This window comes from Streptomyces sp. NPDC004327, assembly GCF_042873935.1.
GTDB lineage: Bacteria > Actinomycetota > Actinomycetes > Streptomycetales > Streptomycetaceae > Streptomyces.
This window is the reverse complement of record NZ_JBIAME010000001.1, coordinates 1003906-1025139: the sequence shown is the minus strand read 5'-3', so window position 1 is coordinate 1025139 and position 21234 is coordinate 1003906. Positions and strand designations below refer to the sequence as shown.

The window sequence follows — 21234 nt, the reverse complement described above, 5'->3', positions numbered from 1 at the left end:
CATGTCCGTGAACGCCCCGATCCCCCTCCCCGTCACCGCCGTCACCTGCCTGGAGGACCGCGCGCTCGTCGAGCGCACCGCCGGGCTCGACCTGCGCGAGGGCGTGCAGCGGCTGCGCCTCGGGCCGGTCGGCGCGCTTGCCGTGGACCGTACGCTGCACGCCGAGCTGACGGCCGATCACCCCGTGGCCGTGCACGACGTCCGGATCGTCCGCGCCTGGACCCCGCGCGCCCCGCTGCCGCACGCCGCCCCGGACGCCGACGAGGACTCCGCGCTGCGCCGCCGGCTGCGCGCCCTGACGGAGGAGCGGCGCACGCTCGACCAGCGGCGCGAGCGGCTGCGGACCCGCCTCGACCTGCTCGGCCGGCTCGCCGCCGATCTGCTGCGGGAGATCGGCGAGGGCGCCGGGGCCGGTGAGACCGACACGGCGCGCTGGGCCCGCGAACTGGACCGGGTGGACGAGGAGCGCGACGCGCACGCCGAGCGGCTGCGCGCCGTTGAGGCACGCCTGGTGGCGCTGGGCACGGAGCAAACAGACGCCGAGCGGGCCGTGGAGCTCGCCGAGGAGGAGCCCGCCGAGCTGGTCGGCCATGTCGAGCTGACCGTCGAGGCGGCGGTGGCAGGCCCGGCCCGGCTGCGGCTGACCCACCTCACGCCGTGCGCGCTGTGGCGGCCGGCGTACCGGGCGGTCCTGGACGGGGACACGATGACGCTGGAGACCGACGCGGTCGTCTGGCAGCGGACGGGCGAGGACTGGTCGGACGTACGCCTGACGCTGTCGACGGCCCGCTCGGCGCAGGCCGGGGAGCCGCCCCGGCTCGTCGAGGACCGGCTGACGCTCAAGGACCGCTCGGCGGCGGAGCGCCGCACGATCGACGTGGAACTGCGCGAGGAACGCACCGCGGACCTCGGCCCGGTGCCGGTGCTCGGCCTGCCGGGCGTGGACGACGGCGGCGAGACGCGCGTGCTGCACTCCCCCGCGCCCGTCTCCGTCCCCTCGGACGGCCGCGCCCACCGCGTCCGGCTCTCCTCCTTCACCACGCCGGCGCGCAGCGAGTACGCCTGCGCGCCCGAGCTGTCCCCGCTGGTCACCGAGGTCGTGCGGTTCGACAACCGGTCGGGCCACGCGCTGCTCGCCGGGCCGGTCGACCTGGTCCGCGGCCACGGCTTCGGCGGCCGCGGCACCCTGGACTTCACTCCTCCCGGCGCGCCGGTCGAGCTCGCCTTCGGCAGCCGTGACGACCACCGGGTGGTCCGCCGGGCCGAGGAGTCCCGCGACACCGCCGGCATCGCCCAGCGCACCGTCGTCACCCGTACCGTGCGGCTGCACGTGTCCCGGTTCTCGGCGCCCGGCGAACACGGCGAACACACGGTCGCCGTACGGGAACGCGTCCCGGTCTCCGAGGTGGCGGCCGTGGAGGTGCGCCTCCTGAAGGACGCCTGCTCGCCCGCGCCCGACGCGGTCGACGCCGACGGCATCGTCCGCTGGGACGTCACGCTCGCGCCGGGCGGCCGGCGCACGGTGACCCTGGCGTACGAGATCACGGCGAAGGCGAAGGTCAGCGGGATCTGAGCGGTCGCCCCGGGCGGCGGGCCGCGGCGGCGAGGCCACTCCTGTGGCCGTTCCCCGCGACCTACCCGTATGTGCCGGTGCCGAGCCGGTGGCCGTGCTGAGGGCGCGTCACCGGCTCGGCGTCACGGGGCAGCCGGGGCCGTGACCGCGCTCCCGTGCTCGTCCTTGTCGTTGTCGTTGTCGTAGTCCACGGTCCCGGACGTGATCTGGCCGGCGAGGCCCAGCAGCAGGAAGACCCAGACCAGGATCTTCGCGGGCGTGTCCAGGAGCAGGGGGCGCGTCGCGGAGCGCTTCTCGAGCGCGGCGGGAACGGTGTCGTCGCCCAGGATGCCCTTGGGGTAGACGGGGGTCAGCATCATCGCGTACGCCGAGAGCCGCATCCGGTAGCGGACGACGGCCGCCGTGGCGCCGAAGACCGGTTCGGGGATGCGCCCCAGGACGATCCCGATCAGCCAGAACACCCAGCCGATCGCGAACCAGCCGGACTGCGCCAGGCCGCTGATGATCTGCGCCGGAATCATCAGGAACAGCCGGAACAGCACGGCCAGGCGGTTGAGCGGGGTCCGGCGGAGTTCGATGCGGACGGGGTAGTCCGGTGCGTCGAAGGCGAACGGCGGGTAGCGGTCGACGAGCAGGGTGGAGCTGGCGAGCACCCGGGTCTGGTACGCGAGGACGTCGCCGAGGAAGGACGCGAGCCCGTCGGGCAGGCGGCCGAGGAACAGGGCACAGAACCAGCCCACGATGGTGACGAAGAGCGCGGCGACGGTCAGGACGGCGACGACGATGAACTGCGGAAGGAGCAGCAGCCAGCGCAGCAGCACCGTCCAGCGGCGCTGCGGCCCCGGCGGGGGGATGTCCAGGGGCGGCCGGAATTCGTCCTCGTCGGTGTACTCCGAAGGACGGGGTTCCCATTCTGCCGCCATGCCGCCTCCTGCGTGTCCCGGGTGCTCCCCTGGTGATCCGTGCTGCCCGTGCACGTCGATCCTGGCGCGGCCCCGCCGGCGCCGCACCGCCACCGGGGCCACAGGGGTTAACGGGGGCCGGACCCGCCGGCCAAGTCGTCGAGCCAGGACCCGAACACGCCCCGGACCGTCTCGGCGCATTCGACCTGCGGGTTGTGGCCCGCCCCGTCGAGCACGGTCGCGGCCATCCGCGGGTAGTGGTCGAGGAGGGCGAGCTGGTCGCGCCAGCCCACCAGGGCGTCCTGCCGGGTGGTCAGGAGCAGGTGCCGGCCGGGGTGGGGCCGGGGCGCCCGGTGTTCGGGCCAGTGCGGCAGCAGGAAGTCGGCTTCGAGTTCGGCGGCGGCCGTACGGTCGTGGGCCCGCCAGCCGGGCAGGACGTACCGCTCGAAGAGGTCCAGGCTCCGCCGGGTGTGACGGGCCATCACGGCGCCGAAGAGCACGCGGTCCTCGGCCGGGAGCCCGCCGAGGAGCTCGTCGCCGTCCTCGGCCGCGGTGACGCCGGGCGCTTCGGGCAGGGTGCGGTCGGCGCCCCAGCGGACGACCGGGACGAGCAGGGCGGAGCCCAGGACCTGCTCGCCGTACCGCGCGGTCACGGCCCGGGCCAGCTGTCCGCCGAACGACTGGCCGACGACGGCGAAGGGCCGGCCGCCGAGTTCGGCGTCGAGCCACGCGAAGAGGGCGTCGGCGAGCGCGGTCGCGGACGTCCTGCCCGGCAGCCGGGGGCTGGTGCCGTGACCGGGGAGGTCGGGATAGAGGCGCCGCCACCCGGGGCGGTCGGCGAAGGCGGGTTCGAGGGGGAGCAGGACGCGGTGGTCGAGGGTGTAGCCGTGGATCAGGACGATCGGGGTGCCGGCACCGAACTCGACGTGCCGGATGGCGGAGTCGTTCATGAGCACAGCCTGCATCCTTGACATACGTGTCAAGGTCAAGCGGTGTTCCCCTTGGCCGCCCGGGACGTCTCACCCGGCTGCCGCGTCAGGCGAGCTCCCTGACCGCCGCCAGGTACTCCACCACCGCGTCGCGGTTGCGGGTCAGACAGCGGATCCGGCGGTCCATCCGTTCCGTCTCGCACTCGAGGGTGGCGATCATCTCGGGTGTGGCGTCGGCGAAGTGGATCTTCCGTGGGCTGTCCAGGCAGGGCAGGATCTGCTTGATGATGCGCGTGGGCAGCCCCGAGTCCAGCAGTCCGCGGATCTGCAGGACCCGGTCGACGAGGCTCTCGTCGTACTCGCGGTAGCCGTTCGCCTCGCGGCGGGGCATGAGCAGGCCCTGCTCCTCGTAGTAGCGCAGCAGGCGGGGCGGGGTGTCCGTCAGCCGGGCCAGTTCGCCGATGCGCATGGGACCGTCCTTTCGTCGGGAGCGGTGGGTCGGGAGCGGGTGTTGCGTCGGGAGCGGTGGGTCGGGAGCCGTGCGCCGGGAGCCGCGCGTACGCGCCCGGGCCTGGGCCTGCCGGGGGTCAGCCCAGCCAGCTCCGCAGCAGCTCCTCCCGCTCCGCCTTGCGGGGCGCCGAACCGCCCTCCCACGCGCGGCCCCACTCCGCCATCGCCGCCAGCGTCGTCTGCATCGTCGCGGCGCCTTCGGTGAGGCGGGACAGGAGCGCGCGGGAGAGGTCGGCCTCGGTCTGGGAGTAGCCCGCCGCCGCGGCGACGTAGGCCCCCAACTCGTAGTCCCCGTCGGCCGCTTCCACACAGACCGTCATCAGCGGCGGCGCCTCGATGTCCGGGCCCATGCCCATGGGCAGGGCCAGCTCCTTCACCGTCACCAGGGCGACCTCCGCGACCGCGCCGACCTGCCGCATCAGGGACTTCACGGGGACGCCTCCCACCGTCAGGGCCCGCACGTCCTCCCAGAGGTGGAGGCCGGACTGCCCGTCACCGAGCCCCAGCACTCCCTCGGCGGTCAGCCGCACCCCGGGAGCGTGCCCGGACGGCTTCGCGCCCACGTACACGTCGCCCTCGACGATCCAGAACAGGCCCACCATGGCCATGGGTCGCTCACTTCCCCCGGCGACGGCTCCGCCGTCGTCACGAACATCAAAACGATCAGGTCACCCTCGGCAACGCCGGAAGCGGAGGGAAAGTTCCCCCTCTCCGCGCGTCCCGCCGACGGGAGGGGCCGCGGACCTCCCCGCGGACGGGAGTGCTCTACTAGCGTTTCCCTCCCCGTTCGAACGACAGGTGCGACACGTGCAACTCGCCGGCAGCAGCCGACTCTCCCTGAAAGGGCTCCTCCAGGAACGCCGCGCGGCCATCAGCCCCGAATCCGCCGGGTTCCCGCGGCGCGTGTCCGGGCGCGGGCGGCGGGCCGTGGGGCTCAGCCAGGAGCAGATGGACTCGCTGCTGCACCGCGCGCCCGGAACGTACAACCGGTTCGAGAACGGGCAGCTGGCCAAGGCGTCGAACGAGTTCCTGACCGCCGTGGCCAAGGCGCTGCGGCTCAACGAGCAGGAGTGGACGATCCTGTGGCGCCTGGCGCGGCGGGAGAACCCGCCGTATCCGCTGCACGAGGACTCCGGGATGACGGTGCCCGGGGTGTGGCGGGGCGTGGTGGAGCGTGTCACCGGGGCGATGGCGTACGTGAACGACGCCGAGTGGAACGTGCTGGCGCACAACGAGGACTACCGGCGGCTCTTCCCGCGCGGTGAGCCGCCGGTGAACACGATGCGGTGGATGCTGCTCGACGACGAGGCGCGCACCGAGGTGCTCATCGACTGGGAGAGCCGGTGGGCGCCCGTGGTGATGCCGCAGTTGCGGCACGCGAGGGAGATGCGGCCGGACAACGCGGCGCTCGAACGGCTGGAGGCGGAGGTACTGGCGGACGCGGTGGCCGGGCCGGTCTACCGGGAGGCGGCGGCCGCGGCGATCCCGTACCCGGACGGGTCCGAACGGCCGATCAACCACGCCGTGCACGGCCCCGGCTGGGTGACGACGTGCGTGACCGAACCGGTCACGTCGCCCGGTGCGCGGGTCATGCTGCTCGTGTACACGCCGGGCAGGTCGCTCGCCGAGCGGCATCCCGTGCTGTCGGCACCCCTGAGGTCCTGAGCCTCCGAGGTCCCGAGGTTTTCCGAGGCGGCACCGGGCGGGGGAACAACCGGCACCCGTCACGTACGTTTTCCCCATCCCGAACCGAGGAGTCCCAGCCGTGGCTCACATAGCCCGCCCCGCCATCGCCCTGCCCCCGCACCTGGTCACCACCGACGAGCTGTGTGCCGACATCCGTGCCGCGCATCCCGGGCTGCCCCGTCTCGAGGCGTATCTGCGGATCGCCCGGGCGACGGCCGTGGAGCAGCGGTACTTCACGCGGCCGCTGTCCGCGCCGACCGTCTCCGGCTCGGCGGAGATCGAGGAGCGCAACGTGGCGGCGTTCGAGGACGCGCTGCGGCTGGCCGTCGCCTCGGGCCGCCAGGCCCTGGCGAACGCGGGGCTCGCGCCCGAGGACGTGGACTGTGTCATCACCAGCCACACCACCTCGTGGTCGGTGCCCTCGCTCGACGTGTCGCTGGTCCACGAGCTCGGGCTGCGCGCGGACGTCCGGCGGATCCCGATGGCGAGCGTCGGCTGCGCGGGCGGCGCCCAGGCGATCGTGTACGCGCAGGACGTCATCGCGGCGCGTCCGGGCGCGAACGTGCTGGTGGTCGTCGCCGAGTGCCTGTCGGCGGCGACGTACAACCATGTCGACACCAGCCGCGAGTCCATGATCTACAAGGTGCTGTTCGGGGACGGCTCCGGGGCCGTCGTCGTGTCGGACACCCCGCGGTGGGACGGTCCGAGCATGGAGATCGGCGACACGTTCCAGTACGTGCTGCCGCAGAGCATCAGCCGCTACAAGGGGCGGCTGACCGCCGAGGGACTGCACTTCGACTCCACCGAGGCGGCCACCCGCGCGCTGAGCGACTCGCTGCCGGAGATCCGCAAGTGGCTGGACGGGCGGCCGACCGATTTCGTGGTGGTGCACCCCGGCGGGCCGCGCATCATCCTCGACGCCGCCGAGGGGCTCGGTCTCGACCCCGACCGGACCACGGGTGATCTGGCACATTCCTGGGCGAGTCTCGCGGAGTGCGGCAACCTCGGGGGTTCGGCCGTCCTCGACGTGCTCGCGCGGACGTTCGACGCCCCTCCGGCGCACGACAGCGAGGGCCTGCTCATCGGCTTCGGACCCGGTTTCATCCTGGCCGCGGCCCACGGGCGCTGGCACCACCCCGGCGCCTGATACCGGCCATCACGCGGCGGCGACCGCCGCCGCCCCGCGGCGGGCGCGCGGCCTCGTGCGCCCGGATGGGTGAGCGCAGGGGATTGACGGTTGCATGATCACGGCGTTTCCTGTGACCCGCAAGCGTTCGATTGCGCGTGATTCTGATTGATTGTGTCGCACTCCGGTACCTCCTGCACCTCCGGTCGGTCGAACACCCCAGACAGGAGAACTCACTTGCCTCTGTCCACACGCGGGATCAGGCACGCCGTCACCGCGACGACCACCTCACTCGCCCTGCTGCTGGGCGGCGGCGCCCTCGCCGCCACGGCCACCGCCGGCCTCCAGCTGGCCGCCGCTCCACCGGCGAAGGCCGCCGAGAACACCCTGGCCCGCACGCCGGCCATGGGATTCAACAACTGGAACTCCACCCACTGCAGGGCCGAGTTCAACGAGACGATGGTCAAGGGCATCGCCGACATCTTCGTCTCCCAGGGACTCAAGGACGCCGGCTACCAGTACGTCAACCTCGACGACTGCTGGGCCCTGCCGAACCGCGACGCCGCCGGCAACCTGGTGCCGGACCCGGTGCGCTTCCCCCACGGCATCAAGGCGCTGGCCGACTACGTCCACGCCAAGGGCCTGAAGTTCGGCATCTACTCCAGCGCCGGCACCAAGACCTGCGACTCCCTCGGCTTCCCCGGCGGACTCGGTCACGAGCAGCAGGACGCCAACCTGTGGGCGTCCTGGGGCGTCGACTACCTCAAGTACGACAACTGCAACAACCAGCTCGTCGACGCCAAGCAGCGCTACCGGGCGATGGGCGACGCGCTGAAGGCCACCGGCCGCCCCATCCTCTACAGCATCTGCGAGTGGGGCCAGAACCAGCCGTGGACCTGGGCGCAGGACACCGGCAACTCCTGGCGCACCACCGGGGACATCTCCGACTCCTGGTCCAGCATGATCGGCATCGCGCACGCCAACCAGCCGCTCGCCCCGTACGCCGGACCGGGCGCCTGGAACGACCCGGACATGCTGGAGGTCGGCAACGGCGGCATGACCGACACCGAGTACCGCACCCACTTCAGCCTCTGGGCCGAGATGTCCGCGCCGCTGCTCATCGGCAGCGACCTGCGGACCGCGAGCGCGGCGACGCTGGAGATCCTGAGGAACACCGACGTCATCGCGGTCGACCAGGACCCGCTGGGCGTGCAGGGCACCGTGCTGTCCAGCGGCGGCGGCCTGGTCGTCATGAGCAAGCCGCTGGCCGACGGCAGCCGCGCGATCACCCTGACCAACGAGACCGGCCAGACCCAGACCGTCGCCACCACCGCGCAGGCCGCCGGGATCGGCGGGGCGCCCTCGTACACGCTCAAGGACCTGTGGTCCAAGCAGACCACCACCTCGGCCGGTACGGTCAGCGCCTCGGTGCCGCCGCACGGCACGGTGATGTACCGGGTGACCCCGAGCGCGCCGATCGCGCTGCCCGCCGGCCTCCACCAGCTCGGCGACCTGGCGTGGACCTCGGCGACCAACGGCTGGGGCCCGGTGGAGCGCAACAGGAGCAACGGCGAGCAGGCGGCCGGCGACGGTCACGCGCTGACCGTCGGCGGCACCGGGTACGCCAAGGGGCTGGGCGCCCACGCCGCCTCCGAGGTCCGCTACCACCTGGGCGGGACGTGCCGGAACCTCACCGTCGACGTCGGCGTCGACGACGAGTCCGGCAACAACGGCTCGGTCGTCTTCCGGGTGTACCGCGACCAGACCCTCGCCGCCGACAGCGGAGTGCTCCGGGGCAGCGACCCGGCGAAGCGCCTCAGCGTCGACCTCACCGGCGCGAACGACCTGCGCCTCGTGGTCACCGACGCCGGCGACGGCAAGGACTACGACCACGCCGACTGGGCCGGTGCGCGCCTCGCCTGCGGTGACGGCCCGTCGGCCGGCGGCCACGCCCTGAGCGACCTGGCCTGGAACGGCGCCGCCAACAGCTGGGGGCCGGTGGAGCGCGACAGCAGCAACGGCGAGCAGGCGGCCGGCGACGGGCACCCGCTGACCATCGGCGGTACGCCCTACGCCAAGGGCCTCGGCACCCACGCCGCCGCCACCGTCACGTACTACCTGGGCGGCACGTGCACCCGCCTGAGCACCGACGTGGGCGTCGACGACGAGGTCGGCGGCAGCGGCTCGGTGGTCTTCCGGGTGCTCGCGGACGGTGTGAAGGTCGCCGAGAGCCCCACGCTGACCGGCAACGCGGCCGCCGCCCACCTCGACGCGCCGCTCACCGGCGCCTACGAGCTCACCCTCCAGGTCGCCGACGCCGGCGACGGCAACGGCTGGGACCACGCCGACTGGGCCGCTCCGATCCTCACCTGCGCCTGATCGCGACGGCACGCACACGGCGGCGGGGCGGGGCGCTTCTTCCCCGCCCCGCCGCCGCGCCCTCCACGCCCGTGGGAACGCCCGTTCAGTCCTCGCCCTGGGACCAGGCCGCCACCGGCAGCGACAGGTAGATGCCGAAGTCGTCGAGGCCCGTCGCGGCCTCGATCCGCCGGTGCAGCCGGTCCACGCGTTCCTGGCGGTCGGCTGCCCGGCTCTCGAACCACTTGGAGCGGATCTCGATCACCACGTCGAGGCCGCAGACGTCCAGCGGGCCGAGCCGGCGGAAGCGCAGTTCGACGTCGCCGGGCCGGAGGTCGCCGTCGTACGGCTCCTCGGGACACTCGACGGCGAGCGAGACCAGGTGCGGCAGGACGGCGGCGAGTTCGCGGAGCGTGTCGTCGGGGACGTGAGGGGCGTGGGTGACGTCGACGAGGGGCATCGGGCCAATCTAGCCGCCGGGCGGCTCAGACCGGCGGAGCGCCGGGGACGACGAGGCCGGTTTCGTACGCCACGACGACGGCCTGGGCGCGGCTGTCGACGTGGAGTTTGGTCATGGTGCGGTTGAGGTGGGTCTTGACGGTGGCCTCGCCGATGTAGAGCTGGGCGGCGATCTCGGTGTTGGACAGGCCGCGGGCGGTGAGCCGGAGGACCTCGCACTCGCGGGCGGTGAGGACGTCGAGGCCGGGGGCCGGGTCGGGGGTGGGGTCGGCGTGGCTGACGTACGTCTCGATGAGGCGGCGGGTGACCGTGGGCGCGAAGAGCATGTCGCCGCGGGCGACGGCGGTGACCGCCTCGATCAGGCGCTGGGGTCCGGTGTCCTTGAGGAGGAAGCCGGAGGCGCCGGCGCGCAGGGCCGCGTAGACGTATTCGTCCAGGTCGAAGGTGGTGAGCACGAGGATGCGGGGTACGGGCTCGGGTGCGGCGGCGAGGATGCGCTCGGTGGCCGCGGTGCCGTCCGTGCCGGGCATGCGGATGTCCATCAGGACGACGTCCGGGTGGTGGCGGGCGGCGGCGGTGACGGCGGTCTCGCCGTCGGCGGCCTCGGCGACGACGGTGATGCCGGGGGCCGCGTTCAGCAGGGCGACCAGACCGGCGCGGATCAGGTCCTGGTCGTCCACGACGAGCACGCTGATCACGGGCCGGTCGTCCCTCCGGCGACGGGCAGTCTCAGGCGCACGGCGAATCCTCCTTCGGCTCGCGGGCCCGTTTCCACGGTTCCGCCGTAGAGCCTGGCGCGTTCGCGCATGCCGATCAAGCCGTGTCCCGGGCGCGTCGCGAGCTTGGCCGGATCCGGGTGCCCGCCGGAGCGGCCGGGGCTGCCGGCGACCCCGCTGCCGTCGTCGGTGACGGTGACGCACAGCTCGTCGGCGGTGTGGGCGACGAGGACGGTGGCGCCGGCCTGGCGGCCGTCGCGCCGGGCGTGTTTGAGGACGTTGGTGAGGGCTTCCTGGACGACGCGGTACGCGCAGAGTTCGACGCCCGGCGGCAGCGGGCGCGCCTCGCCGGTGACCGTGAGGTCGACGGGCACGCCCGCGGCCCGTACGCGTGCGGCCACGTCCGCCAGGCGCGCGAGGCCGGGCATCGGGGAGTCCCAGTCGCCGAACGCGCCGGACTCGCCGGCGGAGCGCAGCAGGGTGAGGATGCGGCGCAGTTCGCGCAGGCCCTCCTGGCTGGTGGCGCTGATCGTGTCGAGGGCGGCGCGGGCGGTGTGCGGGGCGGACTCGAAGACGTAACCGGCCATGCCCGCCTGGACGTTGATGACGGACATGTGGTGGGCGACGACGTCGTGGAGTTCGCGGGCGATGCGCCGCTGTTCCTCCGCGACGGCCTGCCGGGCGCGTTCCTCCTGGGCCTCGCGGAGCTGGTCGGTGAGCAGCGCGAGCCGGTGGTTGCGGCGGGCGACGCGACGGGCGTTGTTGCCGAACTCCCAGACGACGGCGGGGAGGGCGACGGCTTGGATGACCGCGGTGGCGAGACCGAGTTCGGGGGCGCTCAGGCCGCTGTACAGGATGACGGCGGCGACGAGGGCGGCGCCGGCCGCGGCGGTCCGGAAGGGACGCTGGGCGGTGAGGCCGTAGAGGGCGACGGCCGGGGCCCAGACGTTCAGGGAGGGCTGGTATCCGGCGGCGAGGTACGCGGCGAAGGCCGCGCAGGACGCCAGCAGCACGGCCGCCGGGGCGACCCTTCGGAAGGCCAGCGGCAACTCGGTCAGGGCGGTGAGGACGTACGCGAGGGCGTCGAAGGGCGGCCAGCCCGGGGGGTGGTAGAGGTGGCCGACACCGGCCGAGGCCGCCGCGAGGCCGAGGGCGAGCCCCGCGTCGACGAGCCGCGGGTCCATGTCGCGTAGCCGTGCCGCCCACGCGGCCGCCCATGTGCGCATCGCACGATGCTAGAGGCCGGCGGGCTGATCCGTCGTCATACCGCAGTGGCAGACGGCGACTTGGAGTGCTACCGCACAGGTTTACCCCGTCGTTCCACTCGGTGGTGGACGCCCGCGGGCTGTCTGCCGGGGGATGGTGAACGGGTCGGAACGCGGGCCCGGTCGCCACCGGCGGGGCGGCCCGCGCAGTCACTTTCGCGGCACTCCCGCGACCACTACAGGGGGAACCCATGAGGATCAGCAAGCGGACCGGCGTCCTGCTCTCGGCCACGGCGCTGCTGCTCGGCGTCGCCGGCACCACGGCCACCACGGCCCAGGCCGCCGGCACCGGCGCCCCGGCCACGCTGGCGTGCAGCACGGCCAACGCCACCAGCCCGCGCACCGCGATGGTCGACAGCATCCACATCGAGCTGCGCTACAGCACGTCCAGCCGCTGTGCGTGGGGCCGGATCACCACCGCGGACCCGGGCGACAAGGTGTGGGTGGACCGGTCGACCGACGGCGGCCGCACCTGGACCGGGCCGATGGGGATGACGACCGTGCAGACCGGCTCCGACACCCACACGCCCGCGTACGACGACGCCGGTTACGTGATGCGGGCCTGCGCCTGGAACGACACCACCGGCACGACCCGCTGCACCAGCTGGTACTGACCGGCCCGCGGCACCGCGCGGCGGCCGGTGCCGGTCCTTCCACGGGGGAGGACCGGCACCGGCCCCGCCGGGCCCGGTCTGCGCTAGGGCCTGTCCGACCCCGATCCGCCGGCCAGGCCCTAACGGCCCTGGAGGGCCTTCACGTTGTCGCCGAACGTCCAGCCCCTGGATCCGTCCCAGTTGGCCGACCACGTCATCAGGCCCTTGAGGGATCCGCCGTAGTGGTTCCACGCCTGCGCGACCGCCGCCGGCGCCATGTGGCCGCCGCCGGCTCCGGGCTGGGCGGGCAGTCCGGGGACCTGCTTGTCGTACGGCACCCGGATGGTGGTGCCCTGGACGACGAGTCCGCGGTTCAGGCAGTCGGTCTGGGCGGTGAACCCGGCGACGGTGCCGGCGGCGTACGAGTCGCCGGAGCAGCCGTACATGCTGCCGTTGTAGTACTGCATGTTGAGCCACCACAGGCGGCCGTTGTCCGCGTACTTCTTGACGACCGGCAGGTACGCGCCCCAGATCGAGCCGTAGGCGACGCTGCCGCCGGTGACGTAGGCGGTCTCGGGCGCCATGGTCAGGCCGAAGCCGGCGGGCATGCGGGCGAGGACGCCGTCGATGACGCGGACGAGGTTGGCCTGCGAGGCGGACAGGGCGGTGATGCTGCCGCTGCCGACGAGCCCGGTCTCGATGTCGATGTCGATGCCGTCGAAGTTGTACTTCTGCAGGATCGGCACGATCGTCTCGACGAAGCGGTCGGCGACCGCGCGCGAGCTCAGGTCGATGCCGGCGGCCGCGCCGCCGATCGACATGAGGATCGTGGCGCCCGCCGCCTTGGCCCGGCACATCTCGGCGGGGGTGGCGACGCGGACGGTGCTGTCCATGCCGTCCTCCCACAGCACCGTGCCGTCGGAACGGATCACCGGGAAGGCGGCGTTGATCACGTTGTAGCCGTGGGCGGCGAAGCGCGGGTCGTCGATCGGGGCCCAGCCGAAGGGCGGGTGGACGCCGTTGGCGGCGCCGTCCCAGTTCTCCCAGTATCCCTGGAGGACCTTGCCGGCGGGCCTGGGCTTGAGGGCGCAGGTGTCGGCGGTCGCGGCCGGCGGGACGGATCCGGAGGCCTGGGCGGGTGCGGTGAGCGCGGTGGCGGCGAGCAGGGCGGCGAGGGCCGGTAACAGGGCGCGGGCGATTCGGTGGCCGGGCATGCGTGCTCCTCGGGACGTGGGGGTGGTCCTGGGCATGGCGCGCGCTGCAGCGACCGTAGATTGGTCCATACCTTTCGTCAACACTCCGCACCGCACTCCGTGCCGCGCCCGCCGTGCCGGGGCCGCACCGGGCGCCGCGGCCCGGACTCACGCCTCGTGCGAGACGCGGATCAGATGGTCGCGGACGACGGCCACGTGCGGGTTGGTGGCGGAGCCGGGGCGCTGGACGAGGAAACCGGTGTTGATCGGCGGGTCCTCGGGCTGGTGCAGCGCCACCAGGGCGCCGGAGGCGAGTTCGGCCGCGCACAGGTAGCGCGGCAGGACGCTGGCCCCGGCGCCGCCGACGACCGCGGCGAGGACCGCGCGCAGGTCGGGGACGGTGACGGAGGGCGTGGCCGTGAGGCGGGTGCCGAAGACGTGCCGCCAGTAGCGGCGCAGGATGGGCAGGTCCTCGGCGTACGCGATCAGGGGCACGCCGAGCAGCGCGGCGGGCCCGTCGGTGTCGACGCGGGCGCTGAGGCGTTCGGCCCACGCGGGCGCGGCGACCAGGACGAACTCCTCGTCGGCGAGCGGGACCGAGGCGAGGTTGCGGCCCCGGGGGCGGACGGTCGCCACCACGAGGTCGTGGCGGCCGGCCCGCAGCGCCTCCAGGAGGTCGTCGGTGAGGCCGAAGGTGACACGGAGCCGTACGCCCTTGTCGACGAGGCCCGAGAGGGTGGGCAGCACGCAGTGCGACAGGTACTCGGCGGGGCCCGCGATGTGCACCGGCTCCGCCTCGCCCGCGCCGAGCAGCCCGCCGGGGGCGTGCACCGCGCCGAGCGCGTCCAGCGGCTCCACGACGCGGGTCGCCAGCTCGTCGGCGAACGGCGTCGGGGCGACACCGCGCGGCAGCCGCTCGAACAGCTCGCGGCCGAGCCGGCTCTCCAGGGCGCGGATCTGGGTGGTGACCGTGGGCTGGGAGAGGCCGAGCATCCGGGCACCGGCGGTGAAGGCACCGGCACGGTAGACGGCGAGGAAGGTGCGCAGCAGGTTCAGGTCGGGCAGGCCCGGGCCCTGCCCGGGGTCCGCCGGCATTCCCGTCGGCGGGCCCGCGGCCGCTCCTGCCCGCATTCCCGCCGCGCCATCGGATTTCCTATCTGCCATATGTCCGAGCCTATTGGATTCGGATGGGTCGTGCCTCCTACCTTCGAGGACGTCGCCGCACTGACGTTCTGCGTCCGCGGTGTCAGAACCCCAAGACGATCCCCCACCGCGTCAGCCTGGAGAGACACGCATGTCGAAGATCCTTTTCGTGATGACCGGCGTCGACCACTGGACCCTCGCCGACGGCACCAAGCACCCCACCGGCTTCTGGGCCGAGGAGGCCGCCGCGCCGTACGAGGCGTTCACGGCCGCCGGGCACGAGGTCACCGTCGCCACGCCCGGCGGTGTCGTCCCGGCCGTCGACCGGGGCAGCCTCGCCCCCGAGGTCAACGGCGGGCAGGAGGGCGCCGACCGGATCGCCGCGATCCTCGACGCGATGGCCGAGCTCCGCAGCCCGGTCCGCCTGGCGGACGTGCGGCTCGACGACTACGACGCCGTCTTCTACCCGGGCGGTCACGGCCCCATGGAGGACCTCGCCGTCGACGCCGTCTCCGGCCGGCTCCTGGTCGACGCCCTGGCGTCGGGCAAGCCGCTCGGCGTCGTCTGCCACGCCCCGGCCGCGCTGCTCGCGGCGGTCGGGGAGGACGGCACCAACGCCTTCGCCGGCTACGCGGCGACCGCCTTCAGCAACGCCGAGGAGGCCCAGGCGGGCTTCGCCGACAAGGCGAAGTGGCTGCTCGAGACCCGGCTCGTCGAGGCCGGCGTCGACGTCCGGGTCGGCGAGCCGTGGGCGCCGCACGTGGTCACCGACCGCAACCTGGTCACCGGCCAGAACCCGGCCTCCTCCGCCCCGCTCGCCGCCGCGCTGCTCGAGAAGCTGGCCTGAGCGTGGGCACCGACCGGCTCGACGAGGTCCTCGACGCCGCCTACGACTGCCTGACCCGGTACGGCGTACGGCGCACCACGATGGACGACATCGCCGCCACCATGGGCGTGTCCCGGTCCGCCGTCTACCAGTACGTCCGCAACAAGGACGACGCCTTCCGCCGGCTCGCCGCCCGGCTGCACGCCCGTGCCCTGGAGCGGGCCCGGCGGGCGGCGGCCGACACGGGCGCCCCGTACGCCGTACGGATCCGGGGCGTCCTGGCCGCCAAGCTCGACCTCGTCGCCGAACTGAGCGGCCCCTCCCCGCACACCGCCGAGCTCGTGGACGCCAAGGCCCGGCTCTTCACCGGCATCTGCGCCGCGTTCACGGCCGATCTGCGAAGCCTGCTCACCGGCCTGTTCGCCGAGGCCGGCACCGCCGCCGACGTCGAGCCCGCGCAGGCGGCGGACATCGCCCTCGCGCTCGTCCTCGGCCTGGAGTCGGTGACCGGGGCCGGGGCGGCGGACGGCCGGGCGCTCTTCGCCCCGGCGACGGACGCGCTGCTCGCGGGACTGCTGGGAACACCGGTGCCGGCACCGGTACCGGCACCTGCGGCGACGGCCCGCTGACCTTTCCTTCCCCTTACCCCTCCCCTCCCCTCTCGCCCTTCTCTCCCATGGAGCTTCGTCATGCCCTTTTCCAGCCGTGAATGGCAGCTCGTCGCCCGGCCCGTCGGCGAGCCCCGGCCCGCCGACTTCGCCTTCGTCACCACCACCGTGCCCGACCCGGCCCCCGGCCAGGTCGTCGTGCGCAACGACTTCCTCTCCGTCGACCCGTACATGCGCGGCCGCATGAACGAGGGCGAGTCCTACATCCCGCCGTTCGGGCTCGGCCAGACCATGACGGGTACGGCCGTCGGCACCGTCGTCGCCTCACAGGCGCCGGACGTGCCGGTCGGCGCGACGGTCACGCACTTCCTGGGCTGGCGGGAGTACGCCCTCGTGGACGCCGCCGCCGTCCAGATCGTCGACACCGCGCTCGCGCCGGCCGAGGCCTATCTGGGTGTGCTCGGCACCACGGGGCTGACCGCGTGGGCCACGCTGACGGAGATCGCGCCGGTGCGCGAGGGCGATGTCGTCTTCGTGTCCGGGGCGGCCGGCGCGGTCGGCTCGGTGGCCGGCCAGTTCGCCCGGAAGCTGGGCGCGGCGAAGGTGATCGGGTCGGCGGGCGGGCCGGAGAAGGCCGCCCGGCTGGTCGAGCAGTACGGCTACGACGCGGCGCTCGACTACCGCGCCGGCGACGTCGCCGGGCAGCTCGCGGCCGCCGCGCCCGAGGGCATCGACGTCTACCTCGACAACGTCGGCGGCGAGCACCTGGACGCGGCCCTCGCGGCGATGAACCTGAACGGCCGGATCGGCCTGGTCGGCGCCATCTCCGCGTACAACGCGACCGAACTCCCGCCCGGCCCGGCGAACCTGCCGCTCGCCATCGGCAAGCGCATCACCCTGCGCGGCATGAACGTGGGCGACCACCTGCACCTGGTCGGCGACTACGCCCGGCAGGCCGGCGGCTGGCTGAAGGACGGCACGCTGGTCGCCGACGAGACGGTCGCCGACGGCATCGAGAACGCCCTCGACGCCTTCCTGTCGATGATGCGCGGCGGCAACACGGGCAAGATGCTCGTCCGCCTCGCGCGCGACTGACACCCGCCCCGGCGGCGGTCCGTGCCCCTCGGCGCGGACCGCCGCCGGCGCTTCCCCTCTCCTCCCCCTCCTGCCCGTACGCATCTTCTTCGGAGCCTGTCCCTCCATGTCACCGCAGCACACCTCCTCCCCCGGGCGGTCCGGCACCGGACTCGTCCTGGCCCTCGGCCTCGCCGCCATGGTCGTGTCGATGATGCAGACGCTCGTCGTCCCGATCCTGGCCGTCGTCGAGCACCAGCTCGACATCACCACGTCCGCCGCGAGCTGGCTCACCACCGCTACCCTGCTGTCCGCCGCCGTGTTCACGCCGCTCCTCGGCCGGCTCGGCGACCAGCGCGGCAAGCGGCCGGTCCTGCTCGCCGTCCTGGCCCTGACCGTCGTCGGCTCGGTGCTCGCCGCCACCACCAGCTCGCTGCCGCTGCTGCTCGCCGCCCGCGCCCTGCAGGGCGCCGCCACGGCGATCTTCCCGCTGGCCCTGTCGGTGCTGCGCGACGAACTGCCGCCACGCCGGCTGCCCGGCGCCATGGGCCTGGTCAGCGGGACCCTCGCGGTCGGCAGCGGCCTCGCCCTGGTCGGCGCGGGACTGCTGACGCGGGGCGACCGTCCCGACTACCACCATGTGTTCTGGCTGGCCACCGGCCTGTCCGTGCTGGCGCTCCTCGTGGCCGCGGTGGCCGTCCCGCCGTCGCCGCGCCCGTCCGGCGGGCGCACCGACTGGCTGGGCGCCGCAACGCTCGCCGCCACGCTCGTGCTGCTGCTCCTGCCCGTGTCGCAGGGCAACGCCTGGGGCTGGGGCTCGGCTCGTACGATCACGCTGTTCGTCGCGGCGGCGGTCACGGCGGCGCTGTGGGTGTTCGTCGAACGGCGGGTGCGCGAACCGCTCGTCGACATGGCGATGTTCGTGCTGCGGCCGGTCCTGTTCACCAACATCGCGGGGCTGCTGCTCGGCTTCGGCATGTTCACGCAGTTCATCGCCGTGTCGTACCTCGTGCAGACGCCGACGGCCCTCGCCGGATACGGATTCACCGCCTCCGTCCTGTCCGCGGCCGTCACCTACCTGCTCCCCGCGACGCTCGCCTCGCTCGTCGGCGCACAGATCGCCGGCCTCCTCGTCCACCGCGTCGGAGCCCGCGTCACGCTGGCGACCGGCGGTGTCTTCGGTGTGCTCGGCTATCTGTGGCTGGCGCTCCAGCACGGCGCCACCGGCTCGGTGATCGCCGCCGGCATGCTCACCGGCCTCGCCGTGAGCTTCGGCCTCGCCTCGCTGCCCGCGTTCATCGTGGCGGGCGTGCCGGTCCACCAGAGCGGCATCGCGAACGGCATCAACTCCATCGCCCGCTCGGTCGGCAGCGCCATCGGCAGCGCGGTGATCACCTCCCTGCTCACCGCCCACCTGATCGAGGGCCTGCCCCCGGGCGTTCCGCCGCTGCCCCAGGAGTCGCAGTACACGACGGCGTTCGTGATCGGCGCGATCGCGTTCGCGCTGGTGACGGTCACGGCGCTGACCGGGCTGCGGATCGAGGACGGGCGGCGCAAGACCGTTATCCGGGCGGCCGAGCCGGCCGAAGCGGCCGAAGCGGCGACCGGCCCGGCGCTGCCGGAGACGGCGGGCGCGGGCCCGCGCTGAGGGTCCATGCCGGCGGCCGCGCGCTGAGAGTCCGTGACGGCGCCCCCGCGGTGACGGCCCCACGCTGAGGGTCCGTGCCGACGGCCCGCGCTGAAGGTCCGCGCCGGCGGCACCGCGCCGACGGCCCGCGCTCATCGCCCGCGCTGACGGCTCCTGTCCGACGGCCGCAGCAGCCAGTGGCCGGACACGCTCCATCCCGTCAGACGGCGGGCACGGCCGCCCGCCGCCGTGCCGTCCGGGCCGAGGGAGCCGCCGTCGCAGACCAGCCGCAGCCCCTCAAGGGCGGGCGCGAGGAGGGTCGCCACCGGCGCCCGGTGGCGGGCGGACTCCTCGGGAAGCCAGGCCAGCACCTCGGCGCGGTCCTTCTCGTCGCACAGCGACAGGTGGAAGAGCATCTGCCGCCAGGCGTAGGCCGCGTCCTTGATGGTGGCGAGCGGGTGCGGGGTGCCGGCCGCGCGGTGTGCGAGGCGGCAGACCGTGGTGAAGCAGCGCCGGGCCAGTTCGGCCCAGCCGGGTGCGGGCGCGATGCCGAAGCGGTGTACGAGGGTGGCCAGGTTGTGGGTGGTGAGGATCTGGGCCTGCTCGATCACCATGCCGTTGCCGGCCACGGACCAGCCGCGGCCGTGCCCGGCCGGCTCGCCGGCCCGCTCCGCGCAGAGCAGGGCGAATTCCGGCGCTTCGCGCTCCGTGCCGGAGCGGTCGGCGAGGAACCGCACGACCGAGTAGTCGATGTCGTAGTACCGCTCGTAGAGCGAGCCGCCGCCGAGGAGTTCGGCGGCGACACCGGCCGCGGCGAGGAACTTGCCGCTGAAGGTGCCCATGAAGATGTCGGCGGCGAGCTCCTCGACCAGCGGCGCGTCGCTGATGCCGGACCTGCGGCCGAGCACGCCGAGTTCGCGCACCAGCGGGTTGGGCAGCAGGGTGCCCGGGAAGCCCGCCACGGCTGCCTCGGCCACTTCCCTCACCGCGCCGAGCGACGAGCGCCGGGCGCCACGGTCCGCCGCGTCGCGCTGCTGGTCCGCCACGGCCCGTACCCAGGGCAGCTCCTCGGGGCGGACCTGGCGTTCCAGATTCAGCAGCAGCAGTGAGCGGCGCGCGCGGAAGGCGCGGTAGTGGGCGGCCATCAGGGTGCGCAGGGCCGGATCCCGGTAGCCCGTCGCGGTCTCCTCGGCGACGAGCTGCGGGACGAGTTCGGCCATGGCCTCGGCCGAGGGGACGATCCCGCGGGCCACGAGCGTGCCGATCGGCGCGCTCAGCGTCGTCTGGACCACCCGGCGCACCGTCGGCGGTACGGCCGCGCCGGCGGGCAGCCCGGTGGTGTGCTGCTCGGCCTCGGTCACCGGGGCGACGAGCGGTGCGATGTCGGCGGTGCCCGTGTCCTGCGGGAGGGCGGAGAGCCGGCCGGCGACGAGCGCGGCGAGGTCGCGGTGCGCGGGCCGCGCGGCCTGCCGGGCCTGGTCATGGCGGAGCGCGGTGTGGCGCTCGGACTCGGGCAGGCCCCGCTTCCGTACCATCGAGGCCGCCGCGTGCCGCAGCAGCCCGAGCCGGCGCGGGTCGAGCGGCCGTCCCGCGACGGTCTCCTCCAGCGCGAGGCGCAGGATGCCCTCGTTGCTCTTGGGGTCGCGATGCCGGCGGGTCAGGGTGTGCCGCTCCGCCAGGCGGGCGTAGCGGTCGAGGAGTTCGCGGCCGCGCGCGTGCCAGCCGCGGTCCGGGCGGAACGCGAGGACGTGACCGGCGGTCCGGCCTTCGGGGGTGGCCGTCTCCAGCCAGTGCCGCAGCAGGTCGTCGGCGAAGGGCCGCCAGACGGCGAGCGCCTCGCGCTGGCTCTCGACCTGCGCGCTGGGTCCGCGGCGGGACAGCGCCGCGGTCGCCTGGGCGACCGTACGGCGGTGCACGGCGCCGGGTGCGGGAGCGGGCGCCGGGGCGGGGCGCGGGGCGAAGCGCAGCCGGTCGGCGAACGGACGGATTTCCCCGGCCAGTTCGAGGGCGGCGTCGTGCTCACCGGCCCGGACCAGCCAGGCCACGGTGAGCAGCGCGGCCTCCTCGGGGACGGTCACCGCGTAGCGGCCGGAGTCCAGCAGGGCCCAGAGGTCGGCGAGCCCGTCCTCGGTGAGGAAGTGGGCGAAGAGCGCGGCCCGGTCCTCGGGCACGCCCGCGCGGCGCGCCGCGTCCGCCTCGTACGGCTGCAGGGGTCCCCCGGCCCGGGCGGCGCCGGTGGCGAAGCCGCCGCGCAGCACCTCGGGCGTCACCCAGACGGGCAGCCCGGACACCGGCGTGCGGGAGCCGACCGTCAGCCGGCCGGTGGTGATGCCGGCCAGGACCGCACGCCAGCCGCGCACCCGGTCGGCCGCACGGCTCCTGGTGTCGGGGTCGGCGTGGGTGAGCGAGGTGACGAAGGCCCGCGCCGCCTGGCCCTCGGGATGGGCGGCGGAGATCGTCATCGGAGGCTGCTGGTCAGCGTGCGCGTTCATAAGCCGACGTGGCGGGTGCCGCCCCCGCGCCCTCCGGGTCCGGAGCCCGGCGCTCTGCTGCTGAGCTACACGTCGATGGATCCGACAGTAGTGACGGGACGGGGGCGGCACAACGGGATTTCCGGGGCGCGGGGTTGGCACGCGTCGTGTGCGG

At 74.1% G+C, this 21234-nt stretch carries 19 protein-coding genes and 1 tRNA gene; 9 read left to right on the top strand and 11 right to left on the bottom strand.

Annotated features, from left to right (window positions below):
• Window position 1 precedes the first annotated feature (1 nt).
• Window positions 2-1573 (top strand): mucoidy inhibitor MuiA family protein, encoded by a 1572-nt coding sequence (locus ACFYU9_RS04440; RefSeq protein ID WP_389214752.1) that lies wholly within the window; start codon window positions 2-4, stop codon window positions 1571-1573.
• 122 nt (window positions 1574-1695) lie between these two features.
• Here the strand turns inward: ACFYU9_RS04440 and ACFYU9_RS04435 are convergent, their stop codons facing one another.
• The 4 genes from ACFYU9_RS04435 to ACFYU9_RS04420 all read right to left on the bottom strand — a co-directional run bounded on the left by ACFYU9_RS04435 (window position 1696) and on the right by ACFYU9_RS04420 (window position 4522).
• Window positions 1696-2496 carry a DUF4389 domain-containing protein gene (locus ACFYU9_RS04435; protein ID WP_389214755.1) on the bottom strand — a complete coding sequence of 267 codons (801 nt, stop codon included), beginning with the start codon at window positions 2494-2496 and terminating at the stop codon, window positions 1696-1698.
• 107 nt (window positions 2497-2603) lie between these two features.
• The gene (locus ACFYU9_RS04430; protein ID WP_389342273.1) at window positions 2604-3425 is read right to left on the bottom strand and encodes an alpha/beta fold hydrolase; all 822 of its coding nucleotides are present in this window, start codon (window positions 3423-3425) and stop codon (window positions 2604-2606) included.
• Window positions 3426-3510: 85 nt separating this feature from the next.
• A complete protein-coding gene (locus ACFYU9_RS04425; protein ID WP_389214761.1) occupies window positions 3511-3873 on the bottom strand; it encodes a MerR family transcriptional regulator in 363 nt (120 codons plus the stop codon).
• 118 nt (window positions 3874-3991) lie between these two features.
• Window positions 3992-4522 carry a hypothetical protein gene (locus ACFYU9_RS04420; RefSeq protein WP_389214764.1) on the bottom strand — a complete coding sequence of 177 codons (531 nt, stop codon included), beginning with the start codon at window positions 4520-4522 and terminating at the stop codon, window positions 3992-3994.
• Window positions 4523-4721: 199 nt separating this feature from the next.
• Here ACFYU9_RS04420 and ACFYU9_RS04415 point away from each other — a divergent pair, with 199 nt between their 5' ends.
• The 3 genes from ACFYU9_RS04415 (at window position 4722) to ACFYU9_RS04405 (ending at window position 9105) form a co-directional block, all read left to right on the top strand.
• Window positions 4722-5579, top strand: a complete 858-nt coding sequence (locus ACFYU9_RS04415) for a helix-turn-helix domain-containing protein (protein WP_389214767.1) — start codon at window positions 4722-4724, stop codon at window positions 5577-5579.
• 100 nt (window positions 5580-5679) lie between these two features.
• Window positions 5680-6747, top strand: a complete 1068-nt coding sequence (locus tag ACFYU9_RS04410) for a PhlD (RefSeq protein ID WP_389214770.1) — start codon at window positions 5680-5682, stop codon at window positions 6745-6747.
• Between the two features lie 222 nt (window positions 6748-6969).
• On the top strand, window positions 6970-9105 hold the full coding sequence (locus ACFYU9_RS04405; protein WP_389342986.1) for an NPCBM/NEW2 domain-containing protein: 2136 nt from the start codon (window positions 6970-6972) through the stop codon (window positions 9103-9105).
• Between the two features lie 85 nt (window positions 9106-9190).
• Here the strand turns inward: ACFYU9_RS04405 and ACFYU9_RS04400 are convergent, their stop codons facing one another.
• Genes ACFYU9_RS04400 through ACFYU9_RS04390 form a run of 3 tightly spaced genes read right to left on the bottom strand, consistent with a single transcriptional unit; the run spans window position 9191 to window position 11485 of the window.
• Complete coding sequence (locus tag ACFYU9_RS04400) at window positions 9191-9544, bottom strand: hypothetical protein (protein ID WP_389214776.1); 354 nt, start codon at window positions 9542-9544, stop codon at window positions 9191-9193.
• A 25-nt stretch (window positions 9545-9569) separates the two neighbouring features.
• A complete protein-coding gene (locus tag ACFYU9_RS04395; protein WP_389342270.1) occupies window positions 9570-10241 on the bottom strand; it encodes a response regulator in 672 nt (223 codons plus the stop codon).
• Entirely contained in the window at window positions 10238-11485 is a 1248-nt protein-coding gene (locus ACFYU9_RS04390; RefSeq protein WP_389342267.1) for a sensor histidine kinase, read from the bottom strand. The genes ACFYU9_RS04395 and ACFYU9_RS04390 overlap by 4 nt, the downstream gene beginning before the upstream one ends.
• 230 nt (window positions 11486-11715) lie before the next feature.
• On the opposite strand from ACFYU9_RS04390, the gene ACFYU9_RS04385 reads away from it, so the two are divergent.
• The gene (locus ACFYU9_RS04385) at window positions 11716-12138 is read left to right on the top strand and encodes a DUF2690 domain-containing protein (RefSeq protein ID WP_389214784.1); all 423 of its coding nucleotides are present in this window, start codon (window positions 11716-11718) and stop codon (window positions 12136-12138) included.
• Between the two features lie 119 nt (window positions 12139-12257).
• Here ACFYU9_RS04385 and ACFYU9_RS04380 read toward each other — a convergent pair whose 3' ends face one another.
• Together ACFYU9_RS04380 and ACFYU9_RS04375 are read right to left on the bottom strand one after the other, a co-directional pair.
• Window positions 12258-13331: a chitinase gene (locus tag ACFYU9_RS04380; RefSeq protein ID WP_389342264.1), complete on the bottom strand. Its 1074-nt coding sequence runs from the start codon at window positions 13329-13331 to the stop codon at window positions 12258-12260.
• 147 nt (window positions 13332-13478) lie between these two features.
• Window positions 13479-14474: a LysR family transcriptional regulator gene (locus tag ACFYU9_RS04375; RefSeq protein ID WP_389342261.1), complete on the bottom strand. Its 996-nt coding sequence runs from the start codon at window positions 14472-14474 to the stop codon at window positions 13479-13481.
• Between the two features lie 130 nt (window positions 14475-14604).
• On the opposite strand from ACFYU9_RS04375, the gene ACFYU9_RS04370 reads away from it, so the two are divergent.
• The 4 genes from ACFYU9_RS04370 (at window position 14605) to ACFYU9_RS04355 (ending at window position 18609) form a co-directional block, all read left to right on the top strand.
• Complete coding sequence (locus ACFYU9_RS04370; protein ID WP_389342258.1) at window positions 14605-15300, top strand: type 1 glutamine amidotransferase domain-containing protein; 696 nt, start codon at window positions 14605-14607, stop codon at window positions 15298-15300.
• 2 nt (window positions 15301-15302) lie between these two features.
• Window positions 15303-15908 (top strand): TetR/AcrR family transcriptional regulator, encoded by a 606-nt coding sequence (locus ACFYU9_RS04365; protein ID WP_389214795.1) that lies wholly within the window; start codon window positions 15303-15305, stop codon window positions 15906-15908.
• 60 nt (window positions 15909-15968) lie between these two features.
• Window positions 15969-16982 carry an NADP-dependent oxidoreductase gene (locus ACFYU9_RS04360; RefSeq protein ID WP_389342255.1) on the top strand — a complete coding sequence of 338 codons (1014 nt, stop codon included), beginning with the start codon at window positions 15969-15971 and terminating at the stop codon, window positions 16980-16982.
• A gap of 106 nt (window positions 16983-17088) precedes the next feature.
• Entirely contained in the window at window positions 17089-18609 is a 1521-nt protein-coding gene (locus ACFYU9_RS04355; RefSeq protein ID WP_389342252.1) for an MFS transporter, read from the top strand.
• Window positions 18610-18740: 131 nt separating this feature from the next.
• On the opposite strand, the gene ACFYU9_RS04350 is transcribed toward ACFYU9_RS04355, so the two are convergent.
• Complete coding sequence (locus ACFYU9_RS04350; protein WP_389342249.1) at window positions 18741-21080, bottom strand: hypothetical protein; 2340 nt, start codon at window positions 21078-21080, stop codon at window positions 18741-18743.
• A 3-nt stretch (window positions 21081-21083) separates the two neighbouring features.
• Window positions 21084-21155 (bottom strand) — tRNA-Arg (locus ACFYU9_RS04345).
• Between the last annotated feature and the right edge of the window lie 79 nt (window positions 21156-21234).